Source organism: Herbaspirillum rubrisubalbicans, assembly GCF_003719195.1.
GTDB classification, from domain to species: Bacteria; Pseudomonadota; Gammaproteobacteria; order Burkholderiales; family Burkholderiaceae_D; genus Herbaspirillum; species Herbaspirillum rubrisubalbicans.
The window spans coordinates 5,470,267-5,485,688 of the sequence record NZ_CP024996.1 but is presented as its reverse complement, the minus strand read 5'-3'; the positions used below and the strand labels follow the sequence as shown (position 1 = coordinate 5,485,688).

Here is a 15,422-nt window from a genome sequence, read left to right as displayed (position 1 = left end):
GTTCCCGGCCACCCTGCGCGCTTGCGGTGAAAAGAAAAGGGCGGACCCCTATCGTGGCCCGCCCTTTTACTTAGTTTTACTGATGCTATTGATGAGCTGGTGACTGCGTCGAGGGGGCAAGCTCATCAATGAGCCCGCCGCGCCCCTCACAGCGCCAGCCGGGCACGTGCTGCGCGATACTCGGCTTCCAGCCGGTCCACCATCTCGGCCACGCTGGGCACGTCTTGCATCAGGCCCACGCCCTGGCCGGCGCCCCAGATATCGCGCCAGGCCTTGGCCTTGCTGCCGCCGCCGGAGCCGAAGTTCATCTTGCTCTTGTCGGCCTCGGGCAGGTTGTCCGGATCGAGTCCGGCATTGACGATGGACTTCTTCAAGTAGTTGCCATGCACGCCGGTGAAGAGGTTGGTGTAGACCACATCGGCGGCCGTCGACTCCACGATGGCCTGGCGGTAGGCCTCATCCACGTTGGATTCCCGGGTCGCCAGCCAGCGCGAGCCCATGTAGGCGAAGTCCGCGCCCATGGCCTGCGCCGCCAGCACGGCATCGCCCGTGGCGATGGCCCCGGACAGCACCAGCGGCCCCTTGAACATCTTGCGCACCTCGCCCACCAGCGCGAAGGGCGAGAGCGTTCCCGCATGACCACCCGCCCCGGCGGCCACCAGGATCAGGCCATCGACCCCGGCTTCCAGCGCTTTTTCGGCGTGGCGCAGCGAGATCACATCGTGCAGCACGATGCCGCCATAGCTGTGCACTGCGTCCAGCATTTCTTTGGGTGGCGCGCGCAGGCTGGAGATGATGATGGGCACCTGGTGCTTCACGCAGGTGGCCACGTCCTGGGCCAGGCGGTCGTTGGACTGGTGCACGATCTGGTTGACCGCGATCGGCCCGACCTTGCGTTGCGGATGCGCTTGTTGCCACTCGGCCAGTTCTTCCTGCAACTGGCTCAGCCAGGTATCGAGCAGCTCGGCCGGCCGCGCATTGAGTGCCGGAAACGAGCCGACCAGCCCGGCCTTGCACTGGGCCGCCACCAGCGCCGGACCGCTGGCGATGAACATGGGCGAGCAAATGATGGGCAGGCGCAAATCTTGCAGTGCCTGGGGATAAGCAGGTGCTGATGGCATGGTCGTCTCTCGTGGTTGTCGTTCTATCAAGGCGCAGGGCCGCTTTTGTCGGACGATTATAGGGTAAAAGGCGGCAAAAATATAACGGTCGTGCTTTTTGTTGCGCGAACAGGAAATATTCAGGAAATTATTTATATGATTTACTGTCTAGCCTGGACAGGCGCCTGGTTTTCACCGGCCGGGCGCAACCACAGGCCACGCAAGCGCTATCGGGGGCGCTTTGCGGACCGGCTCAGTCGGCACGGGCCAGCCCGGCTTTCGTTGTCGTCCTCATTGTCGTTTTTTGTCATAGGGGGGAATCATGCAAAATTTTGATCTCATCAATGTTCTCATCATCATCCTGGCCGCCGTCGCACTGATAGGGGGCGCGGTGCTGCACAAGCGTGCATTGAGGAAGAACCTGATCGAAACCAGCAAGCTGCCGGTGCGGGGCTTGCGGCGTTATCGCCAGCAGTAGTCCTGCTGCCGCCACGCGCTGTTCGAGGCCGCCCGAGGCCACCTTTGTGGCGGCCGCTTCTGTTCTGTCGTCTTCAATACGTCCATTGCAGGTTGAAGCCCCCCGTCACCGAGGCGCTCGCCCATCCTGCCGGACGGGCCAATGGCGTGGCCACGAAGAGCTCGTAGCCGAGCTTGTCCAGGCTGCCGCGCCACCCCAGCACCGCACCGCTCAAGCGGCGGCCAGTCAGGTTCTGCGTCAGCGCACCTGCTACCGCCCCGGTATCGAAACCGGCATAGATTTCCTGTCCGCTCGCGCCCAAGGCCAGTGCCACTTCATTGCGCAGGAGCCAGCCCCGTTCGGCCTGTAGCGTCAGCTCGCCATCGAAACCGCGCACCGTATAGCGTCCGCCAATGGCGAACTGGTCCTGGGTTGGCAGAGCCCCCCGGTTCCATTGGGCGCGTGCCGTCCCGCTGTAACGCAGCCTGGCGCTGCCCCATTGCCAGGGCACATTCCATGCGGCATCGGCCAGCCACAGAGCGTAACGGCTGACGATCTGCGGCAGGTCCAGTTCATCCTGGGCCTCCTGGCCCTGACGATCCAGGGCGCGCCGATAGCCCAGGTTCCCTTCCAGCACCGCCGATCCGATGAAATGCCGGTGATGCACACTCAACTCCCAGGCCGACATGCGCCGTTGTTGTGGTCCCAGAACAATCCCATCGATGAAGTTCAAGGAGCGGCGCAGCAAGAGCTTGCCCGCCAGGCTGGTCTTGCTGCTGCCACCGCGCTGCACCAGCCGCGACAATTTCAGTTCGCCGCTCTCGCTCTCTCCGCTGTAGCGCACCGGCTCAAAGGCGCCGGCCACGGTTTGGTGATACCGGCTGGCCGAACTGGTGGCCGACAGCAGCCAGTCACCGAAGGGCAGCGAGTAATGCACGGTATGGCTGCGGTTGCCACGATCACCATAGCGACCAAGACTGCGGTTGAGGCTGACGTAGAAGAGATCGTTGAGCGTCCACCAATTGTCATAGGTCAATGTCACGCCCGCCTGGTAACGACCGCTCGCACGTGTCCCACCATCATCGAGCGAACTCGAGAACCGAAACGGCAATGCCTGCTGATACTGCACCACCAGATCGCTATCGCCATCTTGCGCATCAGCTTCTTGCGAAGGGGTGATCTGGATATCGGCCTGGACCGTGGGCAGGCGCTTGAGGTTTTCCAGACCTTGCTCGATGGCGCGCAAGTTGAGGATGTCGCCCTCCGACAGCGGCAGGGCATTCAAGAGCGTGCCCCGCGGATCGGCATCCTCGGCCATGCGCAGCTTGCGCACCCGACCCGGCGCCAGCGTGAGCACCAGCGTGCCGCTGGAGAGGTCCTGCGGTTGCACCAGCACCCGGGTGGTCGTGAAGCCACGTTCGATGATGGCGCTCTGTACGCGAGCGATCACCATCTGTATGCCACGGCCACCCAGGCAACGGCCCAGTGCGCCACCTTCGTTGGCCGGCTGCCGGACTTCGCTGAGAGCAAACTGAAAGTCTTGCGCAGCTTTGCCTTGCAGGACGAGCGCATCGATCCGACTGCAAGGCTGCTCCTCTTCAGGGAAGGAAAGCGGCGTTGCCTGCGTCGATGGAAAAACCGGATTCACCACATAGGGTGTCAGTTCCAATTGCTGGCGCAAGATACGTTCCCGTTCACGCTGTAATTGTTCCTGATGGATGCCGATGGATTGCGCCGAGGTCGCCGCATAAGGCAAGCAGCTTGCCAGGCCAAGCAAGAGGGGAGAGAGCCAATGTCGTGGTTTCATAAGTTTTATGTCATCCGGCAAAAGTAGCTGTGCCGTGGGCGATGAAATAGTTAGAAAAATGAGGCCATCGCAATGTCTCGTTTTATCTCTTCCCTGAAAATCAGAGAATTCTGATTTTTAAATTTCCCTCCAAAAAATAGACTGCCCCTCGAATCGAATCGGCATCCGCCCGCTTCGACATCATCGACGGGGGCGTCCTATGAATCGGCAGTGCTATCGCTTGGTCTTCAATCGTCATAGGTCAATGCTGGTGGCCGTGGCAGAAAGGGCGTCCGTCATCAGTGGCAAGGCAGTGAGCGGCACGCGCAGTGCCGCTCGGATGATGGTGTCAGGTGCGGGGCGATGTTCGGCATTGAGGTTGAGTATTGCCCTCGCACTGGCCTGGCACAGCGTGGTCCATGCGCAGATCCTGATCGACCGCAACGCCCCGCCGACGCAACAGGCTAGCGTCCTCAGCAGTGGCAATGGCGTGCCGGTGGTCAACATCCAGCAACCCAATGCCCGCGGTCTGTCGGTGAACCGCTATCGCCGCTTCGACGTCGATGCGCGGGGCGTGATCCTTAACAATGCCGGCAGTGCCAGCAAGACCGGACTGGCCGGATATGTCGCCGGCAATCCGCGCCTGGCCGGCGGTGGCGCCCGGGTCATCGTCAACCAGATCAACGCAACCGATCCCAGCTATCTGCGCGGCTTCATCGAAGTGGCGGGCCATCAGGCCCAGGTCATCATCGCCAATCCGGCCGGCATCACCTGTGCCGGCTGCGGCTTCATCAATGCACCGCGCGTGACCTTGACGACCGGTACACCCATCATCCACCAGGGCAGCCTGGAGAGTTATCGCGTCGGCGGCGGCGTGCTCTCCATCGAAGGTGACGGGATGCAGGCCGGCAGCGCCGACTACGCCGACCTGATTGCGCGTGCGGTGCGCATCAATGCCGGTCTGTGGGCCAACCGAGTCAAGGTCAGCACCGGTTTGAATGCGGTCAGTGCCGATCATGAACAGGTGGTACCTGGCATAGCGCCGCTGGATGCCACACCGTTACGCGCCATCGACGTCGCGCATCTGGGCGGCATGTATGCCGGCCACATCTACCTGATGGCTACCGAACAGGGAGTGGGGGCGCACAACGGCGGCAAGCTGGTCGCTGACACCGAATTGATCGTCACGGCTGCCGGTCGCCTGGAGAACACCGGCACCCTGGCTGCACGCGGCCACACCCGTCTGGAGGTCGCCGGCGCGCTCGGCAACAGTGGCAGCATCGGTGGCACCACCGGCCTTACCGTGAACGCCGCCGCGCTGGACAATAGCGGCGATTTGCTCACCCCCGCTGCCCTTGAGATTGGGCTCAAGCAGGGGCTCATCAATGGCGGAAGAATCGGCAGCAATGCATCGCTCACGGTGCAGGCCGCCACGCTGGAGAATCGTCAGGATCTCTATTCAAGCCGCTCCAGCGTGCAATTGAAGATCGGTGAGCGGCTCGTCAATCGCGGCAACATCGAAGCCCGGCAGACCGTGACGGCCAATGCGACTGCACTGGATAACCAGGGCCGATTCATCAGCGAGGATGCGCTCGCCGTCATCACCCGCACCCACATCCGAAATGCCGGCACCCTGGGTAGCCAAGGCGCAGTCGACCTGCGTGCTGCCAGCGTGGACAACCAGGGCCTGATCAGTGCCGGCAAGGCCATGACGATCAGTCTGTCCGGGCAAATCAATAACGACAAGACACTCCAGGCAAGCGGCGACATCACTATCGATGCGGCGGCGGTCGACAACAAGGGCAGCGTCGTCACACCCGGCAGCTTGGCGATGCAAATCCAGGGCAATGTGCTCAACACTGGCAAGATCGGTGCGGCTGGCGCCATCGACTTTCGCGCTGCTGCGCTGGAGAACCGCAATGCGCTGTATTCGATCCGTTCCACCATCGATGTGCAAACCAGCGGCAGCACCCTCAACAGCGGCACGATGGAAGCCGCGCAAGCGCTGCGCCTGAACGCATCGGCATTGCACAACAGCGGCAAGCTGACCGCTGTTGCGGCCATGACACTGGCGCTCAAGCAGCAACTCAATAACACCGGAGAAATAGGCGCCAACGATGCCCTCGGCCTCACCGCCAGCACGCTGGACAATCGCGGCACGCTGCGCTCTGCAAACGCCGCGCTCACGCTTGCCACCGAAGGCCAAAGCACCAACTACGGCCAGATCTTGGCGGCAAAAAACATCACATGGACCGCCGCCGGCATCGACAACAGCGCCGGCACGATCGCTGGCCAAGACGTGCTGCTGGAGATGCGCGGGCAGCGCTTCAACAACCAGCGCGGCGTGGTGGTGGCGCAGCAGGATCTGCGCATTGCCAGCGGCGAACTCACTAATGCCGAGGGCCGTATCGCCGCCAAGGGCAAGCTGAATATTTCCAGCGGCGAGATCGACAACGACCAAGGCTTGCTGCAAGCCAGAAAGACGGTCGAGATCGATACCCATGGCCAGGCGCTGCGCAACACCCATTCCAGCAAGGACCAGGGCCTGCGCGCCGGTGGCGGCTTGCGGATCGAGAGTGGGCCGTTCATCAATCGCAGCGGCGTGGTGGTCGTGGTGGGTGACGCCAACCTGAAGGTCAGCCGCCTGGACAACCAGGGTGGTGATATGGTCACGGCAGGTGCGCTCAACCTCGACGCCGACAGCCTGGATAACAGCACAGGCAAACTGCAAGCGCAGAGTACGATGCGCATCGATATCGCCGGCGGTACGCTGGACAACCACCAAGGCCTGATCCGCGCCGACAGCGACCTCGCCCTCCAGGCCCGCACCCTGCGCAACGACGACACCCAGGACAAGGAGCAAGGCATCGAAGGACGCGATGTCACCATCCGCGCCACTGACGTCAACAACAACCAGGGCGCCATCCGCACTGACCGCTTGCTCAAGATCGACTCCGTGGGCAGCGTAGAGAACCGTCGCGGCCTGCTCTCGTCCAAGGGCAAGGTAGGGGTGAGCGACAGCACCCCCAATCGCAGCCTGATCATCGACAACGACGATGGCCGCATCGTCGCCGCTGAAGAACTCGACCTGCGCGCCGCGGCCCTGATCGGAAAAGGTCTGCTATTGAGCCACCAGGATCTGCGCATCGATGTCGTGCGCGATCTGGAGCAGCGCGGCCAGACCGCCGCCAGCGCCAACATCGACATTCGCACCGCCGGCAGATTCAGCCACTACGGCACCACCGCTGCCGGTGCGTCCCTGAGCATCAGCGCCAAGAGCATCGAGAACCATGCCGGCGCCGCCCTGCTCGGCAAGGAGGTACTGCTCACGGCAACCGAAGCCAGCACCTTGCTCAACCGTGGCTTGATCGACGGCGTCACCACGCGCCTGCAAGCCGGCACGCTCGACAACCTCGGCCCCGGCCGCCTCTATGGCGACCGCCTCGCCATCCGCGCCGACGTGCTGCATAACGCCCCAGAAATCGTCGAGGGCGTCCTGCGCGCCCCCGTCATCGCTGCACGCGAACGGCTGGACATCGGCGCCGGCGAGATTCACAACAGCGAACAGGCGCTGCTGTACTCGGTGGGCGATATCGCCATCGGCGGCACGCTGGGCCAGGACTACCGTGCTGCGGGCCGCGCCCGCGTCGTCAACAACACCAGCGCCACCATCAATGCCGATGGTCGTCTGAGCATCGCTGCCGATACGATCAACAACCATAATGCGCATTTCGAGACATCCGAAGAGAACAAGCCGGGGCGCAGGGTCATCAACTACCGCCTGGTCGGTTCATCGGACTTCATCTCGGCAGACAAGGCAAGACTCATCAGTATAGGTAACAACCAGATCATCGCGCCCGAGAACTGGCGCGCGATGGGCGATGAGGACAACTTCCGCCTATTGCTTCCTTCGGCAGAATATCCTTTCGACCGTTATGGCCCGCCTGTTGATTACAACCGGGAAGTCCTCAGGCGAGATTACTCCTCCGGTGGTATCGGTGTCGTTCCTGCGTATCTCAAGCCACTTCCTGAGTCCAGTACGGAAACCGCGATCCTGCCGGCATTGCCTGAGCTGTTTGTCTACCGGCCAAGCGACCGGATCTGGGATGTCTTCGGCATAGCGCGCCCCACGGCTGAAGTGCCGAGCGAGCCGGAAAAGCCGGCTGGCTGCAGCGACGCTGACAACTGTGTCAGTGGCGACTACCAGCAACGACGCGCCGCCTGGAAGGCAGTGCGCGATGCCCAGCTTCCCGCCTACGAAAAGCTCAACGAGGCCATCAGGGATTTCAACATCAGTCTGCGTGAGCGCCTGTTCGATCAATGGATCATCCACGATGGCACCGAACAGATCCGTCGCACCATCGTCACGCGCAGCGCACCGGGCATGATCACCTCGGGCGGTGGCATGGACCTGGTGGCAGGCGTGGTCAACAACTATGCCAGCCAATTCATTGCAGGCGGCGCGCTGGTCGCGGACCGTATTAACGGCACCACCATCAACAACATCGGTCCCCTGGGCCGACAGACCGTCACCTCGACAGGAACGGCCCAGCGCACTTTCGTCAAGAGCCACAGCTTCAAGGCAGACGACCGCCGTTATGAAAGCGCGCCCTACGCTTCCCAAACGATAGAAACTCAGTTCCAGCTGGAGGTCACCCCCACGCACGGCACCGGTTCCACGCGGGACGCCATTTCCCGGGCCGCCATCACGGCCCCCACGCAGCCCTTGCCGGCCACCGGCAGAACTACCGATCTGCGCGCCCCTGCGGTGGATGTGAGCCTGCCGATCAATGCACTCTACCAGGTCAACAACAGTAGCCCGACCGCGCCCCTGGTACAGACCGATGCGCGCTTCATCGGCAACCGCAACTGGCTGTCCTCGGACTTCCTGATCCAGCGCATCCGGGAACAGTCCGGCCCCGCCCCGCAGGTCCAGCGTTTCGCCGATGGTTTCTATGAACAGCAACTGATCCAGCGCCAGATCCAGGAAGCCACCGGCCAGCGTTATCTGAAGGGCTTCAACAGCAACGAAGCGCAATACCTGGCGCTGATGCAAGCCGCGTTGCGACAGGCGCAAGCCCAGCACTATGCATTGGGCATTGCCCTCTCCGAGGCGCAGATCGCCCAGCTCAAGACGGACATCGTCTGGCTGGTCAAGCAGACGGTAACGCTGGCCGATGGCCGCACCCAGGAAGTGCTGGTGCCGCAGGTGTATCTGCACCCTTCCAACATCCAGGTCAGCGGCCAGCAGACCCTGATCGCCGGCAACGATCTGGCCTTGCAGACCGCGCAGGACATCCTCAACCGTGGCGGCACGATTGCCGCGCGCAGTGGCGTCGCTCTGCGTGCCGACAACCTCCGCAACCTGGGTGGACGCATCGTGGGCGGCAATGTCTATATCGCCGCCGCCCACGATATCGACAATGCCGGAGGCAGCATCGATGCCGACCAGCAGCTCATCCTGCGCGCAGGGCGAGACATCGCCCTCACCAGCACCAGCGTGGACACGGCCAACGCCACCACCGTCGGGCGCAACATCAATCAGCTTGCCAGGGTCAGCGGCAAGGACGTAGTGATAGCGGCAGGCCGCGACTTCACTGCCAATGCCGCCGTGATCGCAGCCAGGGGAGACGTGAGCATTCTGGCGGCACGCGACGTCAACTTTGGGGCGGTGACGGAATACTTCCGCCAGGAAATCCGTTGGGCCAATGACCGGGGCGGCAGCAACTGGGTTCGCACATTGACTGGCCCGAATCTGGTGGACCGTGGCAATGGTGCGTATGGCACCACCGAGGTGGGCGTGAACCGCGCCGTGGTCACTGGCAGCCAGGAAGTCGCGACCCAGGTCAGCGGCAGCAACATCCGCATCCAGGCGGGCCAGGATGTCATCACCAAGGGAACGCAGATCGTGGCCGAGGGCGCCCTGCAAGCGCAAGCCGGACGCGACATCCAGATCGGCGCCGCCAACGCATCAGGCAGCGCGCGCGACCAGGTGCAGCGCAGCAGCAGCGGCATCCTCAGTGCCAAGACGGTACGCACGGATGACGCCAGCAGCTTCAGCCGTCAACTGGGCAGCACCTTGTCTGGCAACGCCGTCTTGGTCCGTGCGGGCCAGGATGTGAAGGTGACGGGAAGCGATGTCGTCTCCACGCAGGGTACAGCGGTGGTGGCGGGACGGGATGTGAACATTGCTTCCGCGATCGACAGCAGTACCCGACGCAGCTTCCGGCAGGAGCGCACCAGTGGGGTGATGGGGGCGGGCTTGGGGGTGACGGTGGGTAGTCGCGTTCAGAGTCGTGATGTGGATGGACGGGCGCAGACCGCTGCTGCCTCCACGATTGGCAGTGTGGAAGGCAACGTCACTATTGTGGCGGGCAATCGATATACGCAGGTGGGGAGTGATGTGCTGGCGCCGAAGGGGGATATCGATATTGCGGCCAGGTCGGTGGAGATTCGGGCGGCAGAGCAGGCCAGTAAAACCACCACCGAAGACAAGTTCAAACAAAGCGGAGTAACGCTGGCCATCACCAGTCCGGTGATCTCGGCGATGCAATCGGTAGAGCAGATGGCCGACGCCGCGAGCAAGACCAAGAGCGGCCGCGCGCAGGCACTGGCTGCTGCGACAGCAGGCATGTCGGTCTACAGCGCCGCCGGAGAGATGCAAAAAGCCGGCTCGGAAGGCAGCCCCAGCATCGGCATCAGCGCCACGATAGGCAGCAGCCAGAACGGTAGCCGCAGCGAACAGAACACGGTGACACAACGCGGCGCCACGGTGGCCTCTGGCGGCAACATGAGCATCCGTGCAACCGGTGACGGCGCCAACAGCAACATCACCATTGCCGGCAGCGACATCAATGCCAAGGGCAATCTCGCGCTGAAGGCGGACAACGACATCAACCTCATCGCGGCACAGAACAGCGACGAACAACGCAGCACGCGCTCGTCGTCTTCATGGGGTGTGGGTATCACGGCGCAGATCGGAGCAAAAAACCGATTCGGCATCACAGCCAATGCAGCGGGCAGCCGAGGCAACAGCGATGGCAAGGACGTTTCCAATGTGATGACGCAGGTGCGGGCGGGCGGTCAGGTCAACATGAATTCGGGTCGTGATACGAATCTGATTGGCGCCACGGTATCGGGGGAACAGGTGCTGGCCAACGTTGGGCGCGACTTGAACATCGCCAGCGTGCAGGACACCAGTACCTTCAAGAGCCGTGATCAGAGCATTGGTGGCAGTGCGACGATAGGGTATGGATCGGGCGCCAGCATCAGCGCCAGCCGCAGCCGTGTCGATGCCGACTATGCGAGCGTGGGGCAGCAAGCCGGGATCATGGCGGGAAATGGTGGCTTCCAGATCAACGTGAAGGGCAATACGGATCTGAAGGGGGCGCAGATTGCTAGCACGGATCAGGCGGTGGAGCAGGGAAGAAATAGCCTGACCACGGGAACACTTACCAGCAGTGATATCCAGAATCGGAGCCAATACTCGGCAGAGAGTCAGAGTGCCAGTGCCGGTACGTCAGGTGGCAAACCAGGCGGAGGCATTGGCATCGGAAACGCCTCGGGTAGCGAGACCAGCGTGACGCGTAGTGGTGTATCGGGTGCGGCAGTGACCATTACGGATGCGCAGGCGCAACAGGCCAGGACGGGACAAAGTTCGGATCAGGCGGTGGCGTCGCTGGATGCATCGGTACGCACGGGTAAGGACAGCAGCAATAGTTTGTCGAAGAGCTGGGACGGCAATCAACTGCGTGAGGATGTCGAGGCGCAGGCGAAGATTACGCAGGCGTTTGGGCAGCAGGCTTCCACGCTGATTGGTAACTATGCCGAGGAACAGCAGAAGAAGGCGGCTGATTTACGCAAGCAGGCTGCGGATACGAGTGATCCGCAACAGGCTAAGGAACTTAACGATCAGGCCAGCGCCCTTGAAAGTAAGTGGGGGCCGGATGGAAAGATGCGGGTGCTGGCACATAGCATTGTTGGTGGGTTGACGGGAGGACTTGCGGGCGCGGCTGGCGCTGCTGCGGGAACCTTGACGGCGCCGAATGTGGCCTCTGCTTTGGATAAGGCTGGTGTTGATCCTGATCTGGCCAAGGCGTTGACGGGGTTGTCGAGTAACTTGGTGGGGGCTGCTGTTGGTGGGACTGCGGGTGGTGCGGCGGCTTATAACGAGGTCGTCAATAACTTCCTGGGTCATGTCGATAGAGCGAGATTGAATGAGCTGCGTCAGAAGGCGCAGAGCAAGGTGAAGCTGACGAAGGATGAGGCACAACAGCTCGCTTTATTAGAGATCAGTGATCAGATCAGTGATGGGTTGCTCAACAAGTACCGTTCCGGGCAACCCTTGACCAAATACGATCAGCAGAATCTGGATATCTATCTGACTTGGTATGCCAAACAGAATGGCGAAGAGGCTAAACGGCAGCTTGTTCAGAACGGTAGCAATCCGGCATATAGCTTCCCTTACGCGGGATCTAGCTCTGATCGTGGTGACTATACGAGCAAGAACTTCAAGTGGCAGGACTACTGGAACCGAACTCAAAGCCCCAACGAACTTATCTTTAATGAAGCGAGAGCGAAGGCGGGGATATATCCGATCGTGACGCCTTATGAAAGTCTGACGCCTGTGGGAATGCAGTTGTCGCGTTTCTTCTCGGTTGTTGACTCGATCGCCAATAGCTCCTTAGCCAGTGGTAGTTATCTTGGCGCTACCGTGGCAGGTGCAAGTGCGAATACCCGTGATGGGCTGGCGATTGCGATGGGGCAGTTGGCGCAGATTGGGACGTCGTTCATGTTGCCAAGGGCGGGGGCTTCTTCGTTATTTGGCGCAAGTAGCAATTCTGCTGGATCAAGTGCGGAAGTGGCACAGCCTTATAAGGTCGGCGCACGCCCAGCCTCAGACTCAAAAAAATCGATGAGTGGGGCAACTAGCGAAGTCGCTTCTGTAAGCGTAGGAACGGCGGATGCGGGTGGCGAGGCTGTAGCAGGGACAGGACGTAACAATCTAAGCGGCAGCACGACCAGTTCTGTAAACCCTGCGGCGAACGCTACGAATGGGATTGCTGTTAGTTCCGCACAAGCTGCTAGATTGAAAATGCAACTATCAGCGGAACAAGCGGCCGGGGTATCTGCCCCAACGAAAATCGTAAGTTATTCTGATCACGCGTTATCTCAAATCGCCAGCAGAGACTCAGGCATAGGAGTTAATCAAGTAGCAGTTACGGATGCTTTTTTATATCCAGTATCAATTCAATACGTTCCAAGCAAATATGGGCCTACGTTTAAATATGTGGGGCAAAATGCAACCGTGGTTGTTAACCCGCAAGGAAATGTAGTTACCGCTTGGGGGACTAGTGCTAAGGGGGTGGAAAAATGATAGTAAATTTGACCGAGTCGCAAAAGAATTTATTGAAATACCTTCAAGGCAAATTGAATGACGATAAAACCGAAGCATTCAGATGTGCATTGCAAGGAAATGTAGAGATGTTGCATGTGGATACGCTTTGCGATTTGATAAATCAAGAATTTATGATGGAAGGTATTGATGAGAACTTTGAACCAAATCAATACGGTATTGAGTTAGAAGAGTTGCTGGATGCGATAAATAAACCGAGAGTTTCTGGGTAAGCAAAAAGCCCTGAAAACCCAAGCTGTTATTGCACTTCACAGGTGTGACACGTCTTAAATTTGTTTATAAGATTTACGCCACGCTGGTGTACTGCTCACGGTAACAGAAGTTCGGCCCCGCCCCGCAGATCCAGCGCCCGATCCAGGAAGCCACCGGCCAGCGTTACCTGAGAGGCGTCAACAGCAACGAAGCGTAATACCTGGCGCTGATGCAAGCCGGCCTGCAACAGGCGCAAGCCCAGCGTTACGTAGTGGGCGTTGCGCTGAGCCAAGCACAACTTGTCCAGATCAAGACGGACATCGTCTGGCTGGTCAAGCAGACGGTAACGCTGGCCGATGGCCGCACCCAGGAAGTGCTGGTGCCGCAGGTGTACCTGCACCCTTCCAACATCCAGGTCAGCGGCCAGCAGACCCTGATCGCCGGCAACGATCTGGCCTTGCAGACGGCGCAGGACATCCTCAACCGTGGCGGCACGATTGCTGCGCGCCGACAACCTTCGCAACCTGGGGGGGGCGATCACTATAATTCGGTAACCTCTATTGGAACGTGGAAATAAAATGAAGTTACGTATTAGCGGCAGCGACATAAACAATGTGAATGATTTTCATAATGTCTTTTCCAAACTGCTGGGTATCGAGCAGTATTATGGAAAGAATTATCATGCCCTTCGCGATGTGCTGAGTTCTTGGATTGAGAGACCGCTACATTTGGAGTGGACCGATTCGGATGCATCAAAAATTAAGCTGGGCGCAGATTTTGAAATAATTAAGCAGATATTTGAGACGGTTAAGTTGCACGATGAAAATTATGGTTGGGAAGATAAGTTTACATACGAATTCATGTAACAGATGAAGGTCGTTAATTTCGCTCCAGAAGCGGTACGTCTTTCTTCTCAAGAGCAACTGAGCAGTTTGTAGTCCGCGCTTACTGCTGTTCCGAATCAACGCATAGCAATTAACGAGGTGGGTGAGGTATCGCTGGTGCCGAATAAAGACTAGGTTGTCTGAATTAACTTTGGACAAGAAGGCCGAGCAACACAATATCTACAAACCAAGATTGATAAAGGTCTGCCTGGAGAAGAGCTTGAACATGCAGCTCCAAAACCATATAAAACAACGCACGGTGTTTTTAGTGTGGAAAGGAATGAGATATTGGGGCTGGTTGATGAAGCGTGGAAAATTAGAGGGGCTCTATTGCCGAATGATTCTGGCGCATACGCTGTCGCTATGGGAAGAGTTATAGTAACTGCCGGTGAGATGAATATTAAAATTATTGTTCGGCCAGGTACTAAAAAAATTATTACTGCTTATCCCATTCAATAATGGAGCTTCAAATGTTATGTCCAAGATGTGAACAAGGTGATGTTGTAAGAGCAATGATTCGTAAGACCGGAAGGCTAATTTTTGTTTGCCAAGAGTGTGAGGCAACTTGGTTGTCTGGCACTGAAATTATTAAATCAGGATTCGTTGATTTTGGAACCTATATGGAAGACATCGGTTTAGATCCCCTGTGGAGTGAGTTGGATGTTGATAATTCGTGAATAGACAGAAACCCAGTTCCGAACGTTGTCTTAATGTGGAATGAGGAGATCAATTAGGAGTTCGGCGACGTCGTCATTTCTCTGCATCACGTTTAGCTTCAGTCAATTTTTCTAAAGGAACGCTCTAACGCAATCAATCCTGCGTTGGATCCCATGCATACAATTTACTTGGAAGTACGCCTAATTTCTCGCAGGTCTTGACTATAGAAACTGGCACGGCGGCGTTCAAAGCTTTGATAATTTCATTCCTTGTCGGGACGAAGTTTTCATGTTCTGCGGGAAGAGCCCCCTCAAGTAAATGCTCAATCGCGCTCTTATTGATAGAGACGGAAAATGAGCCCTTTAATTGATCTTCATTCCATACTATGACTAAAGGGGCGATGCCGATGTTTTCCGCATCTTCTTCTGTCAAAACGCCTGGCAGATAAACTGGTCGCGACAGAGTCGAGTCATGCAAAATGTAGTTAAGTAGAGCTGTCACGAGTTCTGTATCAGCTATTCCAACAACTGAAGGCCGCTTCTTGAAAAAATTAAACATTTTTACTTCTCTGGTGCATTAATGCGTAAAAAGGCTTCAGCTTGTCAGAGCTGAGATTATGTTGCTACAGCTTTTCGCAAGGCCATGACAATGGCAATTGCTTTCTCTAGAACCTCGTCGTGACTATGCAGACCAAAGTCTTCCTTCAGTTGGGCGAGGCCATCCTTTGTCGTGGTACTGACGCGAACGTTGATCCGGCCAGCTGGATCTGAAATGAAACCAGGAATGATTGGTGACTTCAGTTCCTCCGGAGGTTTGGGTTCGCTCGGAGGTTGAGGAGCGGCCTGCGGTTTTGGTTTGTTCTTCGATCCTTTAGGTCTGCCCATCTTTATCTCCTTGGTCGTTAGAAAGTGGCTTGCCGTCTTTGTGACCC

9 protein-coding genes are annotated in these 15,422 nt (G+C 58.7%); 5 read left to right on the top strand and 4 right to left on the bottom strand.

Going from position 1 to position 15,422, the window contains the following annotated elements:
* Window positions 1-146: 146 nt before the first annotated feature.
* Window positions 147-1,121 (bottom strand): NAD(P)H-dependent flavin oxidoreductase, encoded by a 975-nt coding sequence (locus RC54_RS24355; RefSeq protein WP_058897349.1) that lies wholly within the window; start codon window positions 1,119-1,121, stop codon window positions 147-149.
* 301 nt (window positions 1,122-1,422) lie between these two features.
* On the opposite strand from RC54_RS24355, the gene RC54_RS25560 reads away from it, so the two are divergent.
* Window positions 1,423-1,578: a hypothetical protein gene (locus RC54_RS25560; RefSeq protein WP_017452837.1), complete on the top strand. Its 156-nt coding sequence runs from the start codon at window positions 1,423-1,425 to the stop codon at window positions 1,576-1,578.
* Window positions 1,579-1,651: 73 nt separating this feature from the next.
* Here RC54_RS25560 and RC54_RS24350 read toward each other — a convergent pair whose 3' ends face one another.
* A complete protein-coding gene (locus tag RC54_RS24350) occupies window positions 1,652-3,364 on the bottom strand; it encodes a ShlB/FhaC/HecB family hemolysin secretion/activation protein (RefSeq protein WP_244216416.1) in 1,713 nt (570 codons plus the stop codon).
* A 199-nt stretch (window positions 3,365-3,563) separates the two neighbouring features.
* Here RC54_RS24350 and RC54_RS24345 point away from each other — a divergent pair, with 199 nt between their 5' ends.
* The 4 genes from RC54_RS24345 (at window position 3,564) to RC54_RS24330 (ending at window position 13,816) form a co-directional block, all read left to right on the top strand.
* Window positions 3,564-12,719, top strand: coding sequence for a two-partner secretion domain-containing protein (locus RC54_RS24345; protein ID WP_082803048.1), 9,156 nt, complete (start codon window positions 3,564-3,566; stop codon window positions 12,717-12,719).
* Entirely contained in the window at window positions 12,716-12,970 is a 255-nt protein-coding gene (locus RC54_RS24340) for a hypothetical protein (RefSeq protein ID WP_058897345.1), read from the top strand. The genes RC54_RS24345 and RC54_RS24340 overlap by 4 nt, the downstream gene beginning before the upstream one ends.
* A gap of 209 nt (window positions 12,971-13,179) precedes the next feature.
* Complete coding sequence (locus RC54_RS24335) at window positions 13,180-13,527, top strand: hypothetical protein (RefSeq protein ID WP_061788598.1); 348 nt, start codon at window positions 13,180-13,182, stop codon at window positions 13,525-13,527.
* A 1-nt stretch (window position 13,528) separates the two neighbouring features.
* Window positions 13,529-13,816 carry a barstar family protein gene (locus RC54_RS24330; protein WP_061788597.1) on the top strand — a complete coding sequence of 96 codons (288 nt, stop codon included), beginning with the start codon at window positions 13,529-13,531 and terminating at the stop codon, window positions 13,814-13,816.
* A gap of 828 nt (window positions 13,817-14,644) precedes the next feature.
* Here RC54_RS24330 and RC54_RS25555 read toward each other — a convergent pair.
* Window positions 14,645-15,049 (bottom strand): hypothetical protein, encoded by a 405-nt coding sequence (locus RC54_RS25555; protein WP_156481258.1) that lies wholly within the window; start codon window positions 15,047-15,049, stop codon window positions 14,645-14,647.
* 56 nt (window positions 15,050-15,105) lie between these two features.
* Window positions 15,106-15,375 (bottom strand): hypothetical protein, encoded by a 270-nt coding sequence (locus RC54_RS24315; RefSeq protein WP_244216414.1) that lies wholly within the window; start codon window positions 15,373-15,375, stop codon window positions 15,106-15,108.
* Window positions 15,376-15,422 lie beyond the last annotated feature (47 nt).